The organism is Haloferax marinisediminis (assembly GCF_009674585.1).
Classification (GTDB): domain Archaea; phylum Halobacteriota; class Halobacteria; order Halobacteriales; family Haloferacaceae; genus Haloferax; species Haloferax marinisediminis.
The window spans coordinates 1,164,353-1,179,212 of record NZ_WKJP01000001.1; the positions used below are offsets into that span (position 1 = coordinate 1,164,353).

The window sequence follows — 14,860 nt, forward strand, 5'->3', positions numbered from 1 at the left end:
GACCCATGTACGAACGGACTTTCGGCACAGATTGGCGAACGATATCGGACGAAGAGGGGATTCGACGGATGTACGCTCTCGGTGTCTCCACCGCGCTTGGCTCACCGAATCCGGGTGAGTTCGAGCGAATTCGTCGGCAGGCGAGCACCGCCTACGGGCGGAGCGTCCTCCAACTCTCGTTCGAAGAGGGAAAGCAGCGTGTCGCCCGCAACAGAGGCGAGTACGACACGAAACAGGACTTGTGGGACGCGCTCGTCGACGAAGAGACCACACCCGCCACGACGGGACGTGCCGACGTCGGCATGCGAACGCCCACGGACAAACAGGGCGTTCCCGAGGCCGTCAGTCGAATCGACGTGCTCGACGCGCAGTCAGACGAGTTCGCTCGGCTTCGACTTCCTGACTTCCTCCGGCGCGAGTAGCCGACGCGGCTTTCTTTCTTCGCTCCGTCTGTTTACGTATGAGCGACGCTGAATTCACCCTCTCCGAGTCTGAGTGGCGAGATCGACTCTCGAAAGACGCGTATCGCGTCCTCCGAGAGCAGGGGACCGAACCGCGGTTCTCCGGCGAACACGTCGACCGTTCCGACGACGGCGTCTACCGATGTGTCGGGTGCGGGGCCGAGTTGTTCACTTCGGACACGAAGTACGACTCTCACTGTGGGTGGCCGAGTTTCTACGCCGCCAACGACTCGAACATCGAACTTCGCCGCGACCTGAGTCACGGCATGGACCGCACTGAAGTCGTGTGTTCGTCGTGTGGTGGCCACCTCGGCCACGTCTTCGACGACGGTCCACAACCGACGGGAAAGCGCTACTGTATCAACTCGGTGGTGCTCGACTTCGACCCCGACGCAGACGACGCGTAGGCAGAGACTCCCGACCCAACGGTCCGGCGATACGAACGAAACACGTCGAATTCGGGCGGTTAGGACACGTCTAACCACGAGAATGTCACGGTAGCCGACTCGTACCAAACAGGGATACCGACGTAGGAGTAGCATGTCTCGTGGCTACTCCACCACCTACCACGCTCCTCGGCGACGCTCCTCGTTCACACCGTACGTACTCGTCGTCGGTGGACTCCTCCTGTTTTGTGTGGCTATCCTCGCACCGGTCGCCGACCTCTCTGCTGGACTCTCCGTCGCGAGTCTAACGACCAACGCCGGCGCCATCGCACTCGATGGCCGAACCCTCGTCGTCAGTGGTGGGCTCTTACTCATCAGCGCTGTGTCCACGCTGTTTGGACTCCTCCTCTTGCTGATTCGACTCAAGTAGCCGGCAGAGGGCGCTCGGAACGTAGCCACCGCGCACGGGTCACAGACTCACAAATCGAGACGTAGAACGACGCCCTGTCGCAGGAAAACGGAAGTCTCTGTACTCGTCGCACCCGGTCCACTCGTGGGATGCCGTCCGTGGTGTGTGGTTAGTTGGCTTTGATTGGAGTCGCCAGAACCGGAATGTCCGACTCGATGACGACCGACCGCGAGACACTCCCGAGGATGTTGTCTTCGAAGCGGGCGTGCGTTCCCATGGCGATGAGGCCCGCGTCGATCTCGCTGGCGTAGTCGAGAATCTCGTCGGCCGGGTCTCCACGGCGAAGCGAAAGTTCGGCGTCGACTCCGAACTCCGTCATCGTCTCTTGTGCCGTTTCGAGTGCGGCCGAACCCTTCGCTTCGAGTTCCTCGCACACCTCGTCTTGTCGCTCTTGGGCGAGCGTCAAGAACGCACGCTTGTCGACGACGTAGAGAAGATGGACCGACGCACCACGCTCAGCGGCGAACGCGGCGGCGTCTTCCACGATGGGCGTCATCGAATCGCTCCCGTCGATTGGCACGAGGATGGTGTCGTACATCAACTGGAGATTAGACTGCAGGCGTATCAACCCCCTTCGTCGGTTCCCGAATCGTGGGAACTTCCAACCGCTCAACAATCGAAGACGCTGTCGCCGTCCCGAACTCTTGTGGACTGACCCGAGCCGAACTTACGACCACACGAACGAACTCACGACTGCACGAATCCTCACTCGTCGGTACGTTCCGGGCTCTCGCCACCGTCAGATGAAGCATCGTCACCTGAGGCATCGTCGTCTGGTGCATCTTGGTCGTCTTCGACTGCCGTCGCTGACCCAGCTTCTTCGTCGGTCGTCGACTCCGCAGTTGGTTCGTCGGCCCCCACGTACGACTCGGCCCGTCGCTTCCACTCCTGTACTCGTCGTTCAGAGACGTCTGCGGCGGTCGCAATCTCCTCGTCGCCAGCGGTCCGGAGTGCAGACACCGTATCGATGCCACTCGCCACGAGTCGAGTCGCGTACGCTTCGCCGATTCCACGGATGTTCCGCAGGTCCTGTGGGTCGCGTTCTTCTTCGACCACCGTCTCGACGACGGGGACGATTTCGGCGAGTTGCCCGGTCATCGCATCGACGCGGCCATCCAATCCGTCGACTCGTGATTCGAGTTGGTCGACCCGGTCGACGAGGTCTCGATGGGTGTGATCGGCCACTGTGTCGGTCTCCTCCGATGGAGCCGCAGTCACGCCTTCGACGGCTTCCTCGACGCCCGCCGAGGCGACGGCCTCGGTAGCCTGTTCGTCTCCTGCTGTCTCCTCACCGGGTTCGTCTGCTCCGCTATCGGCCGACTCCTCGCTTTGTTCTTGTTCTGTCTCTACCTCTTCTTCCTCTTCTTCCTCCTCTTCCTCTTCTTCCTCCTCTTCCTCCTCTTCCTCTTCTTCCTCTTCTTCTTCACCGTCGCTGTCGCCGTCTGCATCAGATTCAGCACCGTCCTCCTCGTCGTCCAGTCCGTCGTCGGACGCGTCGCGTTCCGCTGCGACGTCGTCCGGAAGGATGTAGACGAGCGCATCCGCAGGTGCGTATCCGATGACGTGCTTTCGCTTCGTGTCCGACGTGAGTACGACCCCGCCCGAGTCGAGCGCTTTGTAGCCACCGCACTCGAAACTGGTTCCATCTGTGAGGTACACCTTCATGAACAATAGTAGGCTGGCTAACAGAATGAGTGTTTTTAGCACGCTCGTTGGGGTTTATCACCTCGCGGGGCGCCCATCGACCAATGAAGGTATTCGTCATCGGCGGAACAGGACTGCTCGGTCGAGCAATCGTCCGACGACTCGTCGACGCCGGCCACGACGTGACGAGTTTCCAACGCGGCGAGACCGACGGTGTCCTCCCCGACGCAGTCACTCGTGTCACCGGTGACCGCGAAGACGGCGACGCACTCCACGCGGCGATTCACGACGCTGACCCATCCGTCGTCGTCGACTTGGCGTGCTTCGATGCCGCGACTGCCCGTGCCGCCGTCGAACGCTGTGCGGACGTGGTCGACCGATACGTCTTCTGCAGTACAATCGACGTGTATCACCGCCCTCCCCCGAAGAACCCCGTCACGGAGTCGAGCCCCCGCAATCCCCCGGTGAGCGACTACGCGGCCGGCAAAATCGCTGCCGAGGACGTATTCTTCGACGCACACGACCCCGACGACTTCGACGTCGTCGTCTTGCGTCCGTGGAACACCTACGGCGAAGGTGGGACGCTCGTCCACTCACTCGGGATGGGGTCGTACTACATCGACAGAATCCGCGCGGGGAAGCCTATCATCGTCCACGGCGATGGGACGTCGCTGTGGGGTCCGTGCCACACCGACGATGTCGCGCGCGCGTTCCGTGGTGCAGTCGAACGCTCCGACGTCGGTGGCCGGGCCTACAACGTCACGAGCGAAGAGACGATGACGTGGAACCAGTACCACCGGCGCGTCGCGTCCGCCCTCGACGCACCCGACCCGACGTTAGTTCACGTCCCGACCGACGTTCTCCGGCGGGTCGCACCAGACCGGACGCGGATGCTCCGCGACCACTTCCAATACAGCACCGTCTTCGACAACACACGTGCCATCTCCGACCTCGGCTTTCGCTACACGGTCGATTTCGAGACGGGCGTCCAGCGAACGGTGGAGTGGCTAGACGAACACGACGGCGTTGACAGCTGGGAGACCGAACCATTCGACGACGCGCTCGCCACGGCGTGGACGGAGACGACCGAGTCGTTCGTCGACCAGTTCGACGGGGCTGTCTAACGTCGCTCGTCAGTTACTTCACTATCCTAACTCCGGCTTTCGAAGAATCAGTTCCTCGCAGGCGTGTTGGTGCGGTTCGCCTGCTGAGTCGTCGTCGAAGACGTAGTCGTCGGCGTGGAGGACTGTCCAGCCATCGTAGTACGACCGCAGTTCACCGGGCTCGTACAGATGCTCGTTGTCACCCCAGTCGGGTGCTGGTGCGACGTCTGGATGGTCGACGAAGGCCCACACTGCGTGGACGCCACCGGGACGAGTCACGTCGCGGAAGTGCTCGAACTGTGACGCTCGGTTCGCTGGACGAATGTACTGCAGTGTGCCAATCGAGTAGACGAGATCCCACTGTGTCTCGAACGTGAGGTCGTTTACGTCGCCTCGGCGAGTGTCGAGTTCGACGCCCCGGTCTGCTGCGAGTCGTTCTGCTTTGTCGAGTCCGTTCGGTGCGATGTCGACTGCAGTCGTGTCGAATCCCTGTTCGGCGAAGTACACCGCGTCGCGTCCCTCTCCTGCACCGATGTCGACGACAGATGGGGCTGCCTCGTCCGAGAGGGCTTCGACGGCACGGGTCGCCAGCCCGTTTGGCTCGGTACCCCAGTAGTAGTCGTCACCGGCGTAGATTCGTTGTAACTCCTCGAATCGCATGACTGAAGCGACTCTATCGTGTCGAATAACGATTGGGTTTCTTAGATATCGTCGAACGGTTCGGGGTACGAAAGCGCCCCGCCCGTCTCCGGGTCGTCGCCGATGGTTGCGACCATGAAGACCTCCGGCGGCGTCTCGAACGGGTTCTCGAACCCGCGAATACCCGCAGGATGAAAACCGAACTGAGAGTAGAATTCGGGTGCCCCGTGGAGGAAGACGAGGTCGAATTCGGCCTCCGAAGCAGCATCGAGTGCTGCTTCGACCAGCGAACTCCCGATTCCACGGCCCTGTTCGTCAGGAAGCACGGCAACCGGTGCGAGGGTGAGCGCCCGAATCGACGGGTCGTCTTCGACCGTAATTCGAGTACAGAGAACGTGGCCGACGACCTCGTCGTCGTCGCCGTCCCGGGCGACGAGAGAGAGCGACGGCTCGAACGCGTCGGTCTCGCGGAGGGCGTCGACTAACACTGCTTCGTCTTCGGTCGGGAAGGCAGCAGCGTGGACCGCTGCGACGGTGTCGGTGTCTGCTGCGGATTCCTGTGTGATGAGGACCATTGGGATAGTTCTCGGCGGACCCGACGGTTAGCTCACTCGTTTCTCTCGAACCGCGAGAATCGACAGTGGATTTTCAGTACGTGCGAGTCGACAACAGAGTATGCTTCCAGCACTGATTGCTGCCTTCGGCCTCGTCGAACTGCTGTTTCCCGACCGGTTCCTCGACGTGGTGACTCGCATGGCCTACGAAGGCGACGGCGACATGACACCGAAGTCGTGGGTGCGGACTGTAGTGAGAATCGAGGGTGCTGTTCTCGTCCTTCTCGCGTTGTTCATCGTCGGTCGGCGGTCCAGTGGCGGGGACGAAGCGGACGACTAAGCGCGTCCTGTTCTGTGGTCGCTGAGTGACTCACAGCTCGTTGCGACTGCTGCAGCTGTCCCAGTGAGTGAGCCAACCGGGAAACGTAGAAGTTGAGAACCGAGACGAGAGACGTTCTGAACGCGATTATGCGAGTTCAGCGAACGCGAGCGACCCGCTCGTGTTCTTGATGTAGACGCGGACAGTCTGGCCTTCCTGGGCGCCGGGGACGAAGATGGTGTACTTCCCGCGCTGGGCGACACCGTCGCCTTTGCGGCCAGTGCCGGTGATTTCGACCTCGTAGGTGCGGCCTTCTTCCACTGCTTCGCGCTGGCGCGTCTTGCTCGCACTGGAGCGCTTCTGAACCGGACGGAAGGCACCACATGCCTCACAGCGGAGCATGTCGACGCCGTCTTCGGTCACGAGACGGGTGTCGGGGAGGCCACACTCCGAGCAGGTGACGTACTCTTCGACGTAGTCGTCGAGCGCCTCTTGGAAGTCCTTGATGGAGAACGACCCACTGTAGCGGGCGCGGTCGCCCTCGAGTTGGCCACTCGTACCGAAGGTGCGCTGGATGGCACTGTGGAGGTGTTCCGTCGTTCGCGAGAGTGCGTCGGCGATTTCACCGAGGTTGGTGAGTCGAGTGAACGCGCCGTCGGTCTCGCCTTCGGGGTCTGGTATTTTCAGACGTTCTTGTTCGACGTTTCGTTCCGGAAGGATATCGAGCGCTCGGTCAAGCGCAGACTGATACTCCATAGGCCTTCGAGAATCTGGCGACGTATAGCCGTTCCGTGAGCGTCTTTCCCGCGGGCGCGACGAGAGGCCCCCGATTCGGATGCTCGATTACGGCACGAGAGGCCCGAAACGGGGCCACTCGGCGACAACTGTCTTCGTTTCACAATCGGTCGCCTCGGAACCGGACGCCACCCCTTCAGTGCTGGCGCTCGAAGCGTGGGCTATGGGATACACGTGGCAGTACTACGACCTCGTCCTCGCCGGAATCTTCGGGAGTCTGGCCGCCGGTGTACTCGTCGGACAGTTCACGGCAGTACAACCGACGACGGCAATCGTCGGATTCAGTTTCGTCGCGGCCGCGGTGATGGGCCACGGACTGTTCGTCAACGGCCCTGTCGACCAACCCACGGACCTCACCGACGAAGTCGACGCGCTGAACTGACCGGTGACGTCCACTCGTCACCGTCTGATTTTCGACCGGGTGCCGCCTGCTCACTCCGACGGCGAGACGACGCGGTTCGTCAGCGTTCCGACGCCCTCGTACCAGATTTCGACCTCGTCACCGGGTTCGACGAGACCGGGGTTCGCCGGACTGCCGAACGAGATGACGTCACCGGGTTTGAACGTGTAGCGCTCCGAGAGGAACGAGACGACTTCGGCGGGTGAAAACAGCATCTGCTGTGTGTTCGCTTCCTGCCGTAACTCACCGCCGACGTGGGTCGTCATGTCGAGGTCCGACGGGTCGACGTCGGTCTCTATCCACGGGCCGAGCGGCCCCGAGCCGTCGAAAGCCTTCCGAGCGGTCCGACCCGGTTGGTCGAGCGCGTCGAGGTCGTTCATGATGGTGTATCCGCGGACGACGTCGGACACCTCGTCTTCGGACACGTTCGTACATTCGCGGTCGATGACCGCGGCCAACTCGCCGGCGTAGGTCAGTTCGTCTGTCCACGCGGGATACTCGATGTCTGCTCCCGGGTCGAGAACCGAGACGGGTGGCTTGATGAACCAATCCGGTTGGTCGGGAATGTCGTAGTCCATCTGGTCGACCGTCGCAGCGTAGTTTCGACCGACGCAGTAGAGCGCAGACGGGTCGCACGGTGCGAGTAGGTCGGCGTCGTCACCGAGGTCGTACTCGTCGCCGTCGGCCGTCACGACGCCATCTTCGTACTCACCGGTCACCACGCCTTCGTCGGTTCGAATCCGTGCCAATCGCATCGCTCTGATGTCTCTCGGCCACGTACTTCAACAGACGTGTCTCCGCAAGATGGCGACGCCGGGAGCTCAGTCCATCTTCGGCATCGACTGGTTCTCCCGGTCGAAGAGGTTGTGAATGCGCTCGGTTCGGTGGGAGTCGAACTGACGTTGACACAGAGCGACCCACGAGTCGGTCTCGGTGTCGTCAGTGGTGTGTGTCGAAGGGCGGTCTGTTTGCAGGGTCGGTTCGTACGTCGGGTGTGTATGTGTGCTCACGGGTGGTGGGTGGTTCGGGTCGAATCGGTCGGTCGGACGGCGATGCTGCGGCGAGGAGAGTTAGTGGTGTACGCGTACGACCGACATGTGTACCCGGCAGTACAAACTAGTCTATAATAAATGTTAATGATTAATCTTCGTCGGCTGTCTGATTGCCCGCCTCGACGTGGAAAACGGAGGGCTGTCGCGCGACTGCGCTTACTCGTGACCCGAAACCCGAACCGGCTGGTAGGGTTCTTCCAGATACTCGATATCCGAAGCTGAGAGTTTGATGTCCAGCGCTTCGACGGCGTCTTCGAGGTGTTCGATGCTCGACGTCCCGACGATTGGGGTGGTGACCCACTCTTTGTGGAACTGCCACGCGAGGGCGATTTGGGCCATCTTCACGTCTTTCTCGGCCGCGAGTTCTTGGACGCGTTCGTTCACCTCGGGACCACCACCTTCCCCGTACGGACGGCCGACATCTGCTTCGTGTTCGCCACGCGTCGTCGATTCGAACTCTTCGTGTGGCCGTGTGAGGAAGCCAGCGGCCATCGGACTCCACGGCATCACGGCGATATCTTCGTTGGCGCAGAACGGCAGCATCTCGCGCTCTTCTTCGCGGTAGGCGAGGTTGTAGAGGTTCTGCATGGAGACGAACCGGTCGAGACCGAGTTCGTCCGACGTGTGGAGTGCGTCGGCGAACTGGTACGCCCACATCGACGAAGCGCCGACGTGTCGGACCTTCCCGCGACGAACTGCGTCGTCGAGGGCACGGAGTGTCTGTTCGATGGGCGTGTCGTAATCCCACCGGTGAATCTGGTAGAGGTCGACGGTGTCCATTCCGAGGCGGTCGAGTGAGTTGTCGAGTTCCTGCTCGATGGTCTTCCGTGAGAGGCCACCCGAGTTCGGGTCGTCGTCGCGCATCTGCCCGTACACCTTCGTGGCGACGACCATCTCGTCGCGGTCGTAGTCGGCGAGGACCTCGCCGAGAATCTCTTCGGACTCGCCGTACGAGTAGACGTTCGCGGTGTCGAAGAAGTTGATACCGAGGTCGATGGCGCGTTCGATGAGTTCACGGCTCTCGTCTCGGTCGAGTGTCCAGTCGTCCCAGTTGGTCCCGAAACTCATACAGCCGAGACAGATTTCACTCACGGTGGTCCCAGTCGACCCGAACGTTGTGTAGTCCATACGGGACGTTCGACGACAGACTAGTTAACGTTCGGTGGGTGACGACAATCGACATCGAGTCGATAGTGGTGCCTTCAATGAACAATATCGTTCGTGATAGTACGGTGTGTGTACGACTCAAGACAGATGAACGCTGTCAACAACGCCAAATTAAAATAGCTCGGCACATTACTGGCCGCGAGGGCTTGTCAGAAGGGCACAATACAGCTCTCGAAAGACGGACCAACCACCACACACCAAGCTCCTGGCGCTCGTGGACGTGCTCACCTCTTGAGTACGCTTCACTCGTCAATGGGAGTCCTCTGTCAGACTCCCCTTCCACCACTCGAGACCGGTTCACCACATCCGTCGCCGGTCTTCCACCAACCACCACGTGGCCCGCAACCTCACCATCGGGCCACCACCACCACCACCATTTGTGCGGAATACTGACCAAATAGCACCTGCTCCGGCGAACCCGCTCCTTCACTCGCGCGAGTCGTACTCCTGATAGATGACGTGCCCACACGACTTGCAGTGTGATGCATCGCGGTCGTGGTGGGCCAACCCGCAGTTCGGGCAGACGACGTTGACTTTGTCTCTGTACGCCCACTCTTTGACGATTTTACTGGCCTGCCACGGGATGAGGATGATGCCGGCCAAGATTGCGGCGACGGTGACCCATCGACCACCCTGCGTGACGGGGACGATGTCGCCGAATCCGACCGTGGTCAGGGCGACGACGACGAAGTAAAACGCGTCACCGAAATTATCGACTGTCGGGTTCACCCGGAACTCGAACGAGTAGAACATCCCCGCGGCGACGAAGAAGATAGTAACCACGGTCAATAGTAACTTCATGACGCGAAGCGTCCCGACCGAGACGGTCCCGAAGAAGAACTCCTCGTCCTGCGTGAAGCGGTAGAACCTGAGGAACCGGATCACGCGTATCGCTCGAAGGAACCCGATGTTCGCCGTGATGACTGCTGCTGGTGAGACGAACACGACGAGCGTCGGCAGAATCGCAAGCAGGTCGACTATCGAGTATGGATTGAAGAGTTCCTTGAGCCGGTTTCTCGCGCCGTACAACCGAAGCACGTACTCTGCGAGGAAGATGAGCGAGATTGCAACCTCGACGTACCAGAACATCGTCTGCATCGCTTCGGAGAACGGATAGGTCTCCAGAACGAACACGACGACGAACACGACGTTGAGTACGAGGAGAGCGATGTCGATGGCTTTCCCGACGACTGTCTGGTGGTCGAGAAGGTAGAACCTGACGACGTCTCTCGGAGTCTCCCCGTGGCCGGTAGACGCGTGGCCTGCCATAGGACACGTTGGTGTCGGTGGGTATTCATACCGTCGCCGAAGCGGGCGTCGCCCTCGCGAACGATGCGTTGTTTCCGCTGACTCTGCTCCGACAGCAGTGTCCTGTGTTTCTGCCAGTTTGTTTCCCCGACAGCGTTAGATGACGATACACCCATCGGGAAGCAACTCGCGCTCGGTGCGCGCTGCTTCTGGCCCTTCGTCGACGAGCGTGGGTTGGTCGACCGGTTCAGAAAATCGGTCCGGGTCGGGTTCGACGCGCTGGAGCATCGACGAGAACACAGACCCCTTTCGACCGGCAGCGGAGACGATCCCACCGTACTTGCGCTCGTCGAAAGAGACCTCGTCGGGGTTTTGGAACTCTTCGCGGATTATCTGTGCAGTCTCGCGAATGTTCTTTGCGGCCGCTTTCTGTGAGTACAGGCTATCGTTGTAGTACCGCTCGACGTACTTGTCGTCGAGTTCTTCGTCGGAGTGTTCGGGTGACTCGTAGAACACCGAGTCCGTCGTCTTGTACCCGCTCGCGAACCGGATGTTCACGGTGAAACTATCGGGGTACCGGAGGATGATAGGGAAGAACAGCATGTCTGTGACGGTGATGCGCTGTTGCATCCGCCACAGCCCTTCGAAGTAGTACGCAGTCAACGCGCCGACGTGGTCGTCGCGCTCCCCTCGTTGGTACGCGTGCGCAACCTCCTCGTAGTCGTCACCTGCGATGTGACGACAGCGGCGTTTGTAACTCGCGGCGATGCGGTCGAGTTGCTTCTCGTGTGCCTCCAGGTTCGAGACGTCGGGGTCTGCGAGCATCTCCGCTTTCCACTCTTGTGCGTCAGCGACGTTCATCATGTTCTCGTAGAACACTCGTTCGGCATCTTCGTCTGGAAGCGGCGTACGCACTGCTTGCCGATACAGTACCTCCGTGTCTCCGTTGAACGTCACCTGCCGCTCGCTCATCTGGGCGCACCGTTCGTGATGGAAAGAAATGAATTCGTCGGTCAAACATCTGAAAAACCGACATACTGTGGACATAAAATATAAATCGTCTTGAAAATCCATACCGAATCGACATATCTTGGTTCAGTTCAGTCGTCCGCTCGAATCACAGACTCCAACGGTCTGTCGACGTCAGAAACAGTGACCTCCGAGAATAACCCTTCCTCTGGTCCAATTCCGTGACAATCTGTCGCTGAGTAGTATCTGTCGCCCTTAGAGGCTCGTCGTCGGTGTGGGTTGTTGCTCCTACAGCTGACGGAAAGACTCCGAGTCTGCCGGTTTGGTACAATCGGCGTCGTGCCGACGTCCCGAACTCGACTGCAGTGTCGAACTGTGGATACCACAGAACCTGATGCTCTCGTCGTCGAAGTGGCGGGTGAGCGTCGGTAAAGCCGACTTTGTGTGTACAAATGTCTACGGTAGGCTCTAGAAAAGAAATAGTTTCAAAATATCCACCCACTAGCGAAACAAATCTCGGAAGTCTTATCCCTCTACTTCGATTGTGTCCAAAAGCAATGGCGAAAGGAAACGTTGATTTCTTCAACGACACAGGCGGCTACGGTTTCATCTCGACGGACGACGCGGACGACGACGTGTTCTTCCACATGGAAGACATCGGCGGCCCGGACCTCGAAGAGGACCAAGAAGTGGAGTTCAGCATCGAATCGTCCCCCAAGGGACCACGCGCAGCGAACCTGACGCGTCTTTAAAACTAGTTTAGTACACCGCTTCACGGCGGCGAAAGACACTGATTTTACGTACGACTACCGCTCACGAGCGGTCGCGATATTCTCACGAAGGACGCTCTCACATCGGTTCACGAGTGTGCTGTCCCGACTCGATTCGCGAGTGACGACTCGTCGTCACCCAATCGTGACGACCTTGTCTGTGTGTTCGACGATTCCGAGCAGGTCCCTCATCGTCGAGTGTGGACGGAGTTCGTCCGGTTCGAGGCCTCGCGAATCTAGACACGTCCCACAGGCGAACAGTTCGCCACCCTTCTGAACGTACTGCTGCATCACACCGTGCGGGTTGAACGACGCAGTCTCGACGTCCGGTGCTTCGACACCGTCGCCCAGCAAGAACACCTCGACGAGGTTGTCTTCCTCGAGCGCCGTGTTGGCTAACCGGAACGCGTTCCAGATCTGCTCTGCGTTGTTCGTCTCGATGATGAGTCCGAGGTGCATAGTTCACGATTCGTCGTGTCGACTCTTAACCACGTTCTCGATTCTCAATGTACGACAACTGCGCGCTCTGGTCGGCGCCCAGCGCGTCCTCGTCCAGTACTCCCCGACGGGCGAGTGCTGAGAGCGTATTTGGTGCCTAGCACTCCGCTGGGACGAACTGTCGAGCGGCCGCCCAGTAGGCGAACGCCATCACTCCGAGGAGGAGTACGACGCCTGTGGCCGCCCACGTGAAGCGTCGCGTCCCGGCGTGTCTGCGCGTTGCAGTGTCACGTTCGAGACGTGCTTCGACGTCGTCCGCAAACGCGGTGGCGAACGCGTCGACGTCGTCCCAGTCGGTGTACTCGTAGTCACGGGACGTATCGGTGTCACCGGTCGTCACCGCCGCAAGGAGTTTGAACACCATCCGCTCGACTGGGTTGTATTGGGAGTACGTCACTGCACCAGCGAAGCGCCCTACGTGGTCTGGCTGCCACCCGGTTTTTGTGACGAGCGAGTCGACGTAGGCGTCGTCCCCTCGCTGGGCAACCTTGAGCGGGATCGTCGACGCCAGCGACAACTGGAAGAACCCGTTCGGCCGTGCGGAGAGCGCCTCCAGATTCGCCTCGATGAACTCGACGACCTCTGGCAGGTGCGTCCTATAGTGGACTGGAGACCCGACGAGAACGGCATCGTACAGGGTGACGTCCACGTCGGCGGCGTCGGCGACGCGTCTCACTGTGACGTCGTGGCCTCGCGCTGTCAGCACGTTCTCGACGTACTCGGAAACTTTCGCTGTCTGTCCCTCACCGGATTCGTACACGACCAGTATCGACACCATCTGGAATCACGGTGTGAGATACGCTCGCGACGGTATTAACTGACAGTCGAAGGATGGATACCAACAGTCTAGGAACGGATATCGACAGTCGAACGGACCGTTCCACCAGTCGCCGACCGGGAGGCTCAGTTCGTGTGGTTGACTCCATCCCGAAGCCGCTCGTCCGAACGCTGCAAACATCTATCCTTATGATATTTGCTAGCATACTTATCTCAGGCAGGGGTTCCGATGGCGTCCAACACGCAGGGAATGAGGCGATGGCTCAAGCGGTCGCCATCGGTCTACACGGCAGAGGGTAGTCCACGTCACGCGTCTTGGCTCGAACTGTTCTTCGACCTCGTTTTCGTCGTCGCAATCGCAGAGATTGGGACGAATCTCCACCACAACCTGACGCTCGAAGGACTTCTGTACTTCACCGGTATCTTCGCACTGGTGTGGTGGGTGTGGCTCGACTTCAGCTACTACGCAGACCTCTACGCCGACGAAGACGCCTTCTCTCGAATGAGTCTCATCGCCGTCATGTTCGTCATCATCTTCCTCTCGCAGACCATCGACGGCGTCTTCCACGGTGATACGTTCACCTTCGGGGCTATCGTCCTGTTCTTGCGCTTAGTGCTCACTGCCCTCTATCTCCGTCCGGGGCCGACCGTCGCAGACGCGGAAACGAAGTGGTTCGTCGCGACGTGGGCGACGTCAGAACTGCTCACGACGTCCGTCTGGGCGGCCTCGCTGTTCGTTCCCGATCCACTGCGGTTCGGGTTGTGGATGGTCGCCTTCGGCATCAACATGGTCGGCGTCGCCGTCATGTACGTCGTCTTCGACAACGTCCTCGTTCAGGTCTCACACTTCCCCGAGCGTCTCGGACTCATCACTATCATCGTTCTCGGCGAGACGATTCTCGCAGTCTCGTTCGGCACCTCGATTGCGACGACCGGGCTCCACGTCCGGCCCGGACCGTTGCTCGTCGGCCTCGCTGGGTTCGTCGTCGCCGTGGGGGCGTGGTGGCTCTACTTCGAACAGTTCGACGAGGACGTCATCGACCGGGCACTCACGGCACCTCCCGACCGACTCTACCGTGCGAGACAGGCGGCGCTCACCTACGTGTTCAGTCACTTCCTCGTCCATATCGGTATCGTCGCTGCCGGCGTTGGTGTCGTGTTCGCAATCGAAGCCACTACCGAAGGAATCCCCTTGGAAGCGGACAGTCGGTTGGTTCTCTGTGGCGGTGCTGCTGCGTTCCTCGCTGGCTGTCTCATCATTCACCGGGCGATTCTGCAGGTCTCCCACGACAATCCGTTCGACACGCACGTTCTGGTGGCACGACTCGCGGCCATGGCCATACTGGTGGCTCTCATCCCATACGGAGGAATGTTCTCCCCACTCGGGTTGATTAGCGTCGTGGCAGTGGTGTTCGTCTTCCTCGTCGGGTTCGAGACGCTGATTCACCCGTGGGCGGACACTGCGCTCGACCTGTCTGGAGCCTGACGTGGTCGCGCACGCGCGACAGCTACTATTGGGCAGACAATTGAACAGATAATTGAACAGGCGAGTTTCCCTCGGCACCACGTCGAATAGGACGTGCGAACCCACGCCGGTTCAGCGGAAGCA

At 60.1% G+C, this 14,860-nt stretch carries 19 protein-coding genes; 8 read left to right on the forward strand and 11 right to left on the reverse strand.

The window, feature by feature from the left end:
* Positions 1 to 5 precede the first annotated feature (5 nt).
* The 3 genes from GJR98_RS06020 (at position 6) to GJR98_RS06030 (ending at position 1,277) form a co-directional block, all read left to right on the forward strand.
* Positions 6 to 422 (forward strand): hypothetical protein, encoded by a 417-nt coding sequence (locus GJR98_RS06020; RefSeq protein ID WP_151136456.1) that lies wholly within the window; start codon positions 6 to 8, stop codon positions 420 to 422.
* 38 nt (positions 423 to 460) lie between these two features.
* Positions 461 to 868 (forward strand): peptide-methionine (R)-S-oxide reductase MsrB, encoded by a 408-nt coding sequence (gene msrB / locus GJR98_RS06025; RefSeq protein WP_151136458.1) that lies wholly within the window; start codon positions 461 to 463, stop codon positions 866 to 868.
* A 133-nt stretch (positions 869 to 1,001) separates the two neighbouring features.
* Complete coding sequence (locus GJR98_RS06030; RefSeq protein ID WP_151136460.1) at positions 1,002 to 1,277, forward strand: hypothetical protein; 276 nt, start codon at positions 1,002 to 1,004, stop codon at positions 1,275 to 1,277.
* 148 nt (positions 1,278 to 1,425) lie between these two features.
* On the opposite strand, the gene GJR98_RS06035 is transcribed toward GJR98_RS06030, so the two are convergent.
* Positions 1,426 to 1,854, reverse strand: coding sequence for a universal stress protein (locus GJR98_RS06035; RefSeq protein ID WP_151136462.1), 429 nt, complete (start codon positions 1,852 to 1,854; stop codon positions 1,426 to 1,428).
* 167 nt (positions 1,855 to 2,021) lie between these two features.
* The gene (locus GJR98_RS06040) at positions 2,022 to 2,981 is read right to left on the reverse strand and encodes a helix-hairpin-helix domain-containing protein (RefSeq protein ID WP_151136464.1); all 960 of its coding nucleotides are present in this window, start codon (positions 2,979 to 2,981) and stop codon (positions 2,022 to 2,024) included.
* 83 nt (positions 2,982 to 3,064) lie between these two features.
* Between GJR98_RS06040 and GJR98_RS06045 the strand changes: the two genes are divergently transcribed.
* Positions 3,065 to 4,084, forward strand: coding sequence for an NAD-dependent epimerase/dehydratase family protein (locus GJR98_RS06045; protein ID WP_151136466.1), 1,020 nt, complete (start codon positions 3,065 to 3,067; stop codon positions 4,082 to 4,084).
* 21 nt (positions 4,085 to 4,105) lie between these two features.
* On the opposite strand, the gene GJR98_RS06050 is transcribed toward GJR98_RS06045, so the two are convergent.
* Positions 4,106 to 4,723, reverse strand: a complete 618-nt coding sequence (locus GJR98_RS06050) for an SAM-dependent methyltransferase (protein WP_151136468.1) — start codon at positions 4,721 to 4,723, stop codon at positions 4,106 to 4,108.
* A 41-nt stretch (positions 4,724 to 4,764) separates the two neighbouring features.
* Positions 4,765 to 5,277, reverse strand: a complete 513-nt coding sequence (locus tag GJR98_RS06055; RefSeq protein ID WP_151136470.1) for a GNAT family N-acetyltransferase — start codon at positions 5,275 to 5,277, stop codon at positions 4,765 to 4,767.
* A gap of 100 nt (positions 5,278 to 5,377) precedes the next feature.
* On the opposite strand from GJR98_RS06055, the gene GJR98_RS06060 reads away from it, so the two are divergent.
* The gene (locus GJR98_RS06060; protein WP_151136472.1) at positions 5,378 to 5,596 is read left to right on the forward strand and encodes a hypothetical protein; all 219 of its coding nucleotides are present in this window, start codon (positions 5,378 to 5,380) and stop codon (positions 5,594 to 5,596) included.
* A gap of 126 nt (positions 5,597 to 5,722) precedes the next feature.
* Here the strand turns inward: GJR98_RS06060 and GJR98_RS06065 are convergent, their stop codons facing one another.
* Positions 5,723 to 6,331 (reverse strand): translation initiation factor IF-2 subunit beta, encoded by a 609-nt coding sequence (locus tag GJR98_RS06065; RefSeq protein WP_151136474.1) that lies wholly within the window; start codon positions 6,329 to 6,331, stop codon positions 5,723 to 5,725.
* Positions 6,332 to 6,533: 202 nt separating this feature from the next.
* Here GJR98_RS06065 and GJR98_RS06070 point away from each other — a divergent pair, with 202 nt between their 5' ends.
* Positions 6,534 to 6,752: a hypothetical protein gene (locus GJR98_RS06070; protein WP_151139395.1), complete on the forward strand. Its 219-nt coding sequence runs from the start codon at positions 6,534 to 6,536 to the stop codon at positions 6,750 to 6,752.
* 50 nt (positions 6,753 to 6,802) lie between these two features.
* Here GJR98_RS06070 and GJR98_RS06075 read toward each other — a convergent pair whose 3' ends face one another.
* The 4 genes from GJR98_RS06075 to GJR98_RS06090 form a co-directional block, all read right to left on the reverse strand.
* The gene (locus GJR98_RS06075) at positions 6,803 to 7,525 is read right to left on the reverse strand and encodes a fumarylacetoacetate hydrolase family protein (protein ID WP_151136476.1); all 723 of its coding nucleotides are present in this window, start codon (positions 7,523 to 7,525) and stop codon (positions 6,803 to 6,805) included.
* Positions 7,526 to 7,978: 453 nt separating this feature from the next.
* Positions 7,979 to 8,950 carry an aldo/keto reductase gene (locus GJR98_RS06080; RefSeq protein ID WP_151136480.1) on the reverse strand — a complete coding sequence of 324 codons (972 nt, stop codon included), beginning with the start codon at positions 8,948 to 8,950 and terminating at the stop codon, positions 7,979 to 7,981.
* A 465-nt stretch (positions 8,951 to 9,415) separates the two neighbouring features.
* Positions 9,416 to 10,258 carry an ion transporter gene (locus tag GJR98_RS06085; protein ID WP_151136482.1) on the reverse strand — a complete coding sequence of 281 codons (843 nt, stop codon included), beginning with the start codon at positions 10,256 to 10,258 and terminating at the stop codon, positions 9,416 to 9,418.
* A gap of 135 nt (positions 10,259 to 10,393) precedes the next feature.
* Positions 10,394 to 11,209 (reverse strand): hypothetical protein, encoded by an 816-nt coding sequence (locus tag GJR98_RS06090; RefSeq protein WP_151136484.1) that lies wholly within the window; start codon positions 11,207 to 11,209, stop codon positions 10,394 to 10,396.
* A 554-nt stretch (positions 11,210 to 11,763) separates the two neighbouring features.
* On the opposite strand from GJR98_RS06090, the gene GJR98_RS06095 reads away from it, so the two are divergent.
* The gene (locus GJR98_RS06095; RefSeq protein WP_058571634.1) at positions 11,764 to 11,958 is read left to right on the forward strand and encodes a cold-shock protein; all 195 of its coding nucleotides are present in this window, start codon (positions 11,764 to 11,766) and stop codon (positions 11,956 to 11,958) included.
* Between the two features lie 153 nt (positions 11,959 to 12,111).
* On the opposite strand, the gene GJR98_RS06100 is transcribed toward GJR98_RS06095, so the two are convergent.
* Both GJR98_RS06100 and GJR98_RS06105 read right to left on the reverse strand, forming a co-directional pair.
* Complete coding sequence (locus GJR98_RS06100; RefSeq protein WP_151136486.1) at positions 12,112 to 12,435, reverse strand: DsrE family protein; 324 nt, start codon at positions 12,433 to 12,435, stop codon at positions 12,112 to 12,114.
* A gap of 136 nt (positions 12,436 to 12,571) precedes the next feature.
* Complete coding sequence (locus tag GJR98_RS06105) at positions 12,572 to 13,252, reverse strand: flavodoxin domain-containing protein (protein ID WP_151136488.1); 681 nt, start codon at positions 13,250 to 13,252, stop codon at positions 12,572 to 12,574.
* Between the two features lie 228 nt (positions 13,253 to 13,480).
* Between GJR98_RS06105 and GJR98_RS06110 the strand changes: the two genes are divergently transcribed.
* Positions 13,481 to 14,737: a low temperature requirement protein A gene (locus tag GJR98_RS06110; protein ID WP_151136490.1), complete on the forward strand. Its 1,257-nt coding sequence runs from the start codon at positions 13,481 to 13,483 to the stop codon at positions 14,735 to 14,737.
* Positions 14,738 to 14,860: the final 123 nt, after the last annotated feature.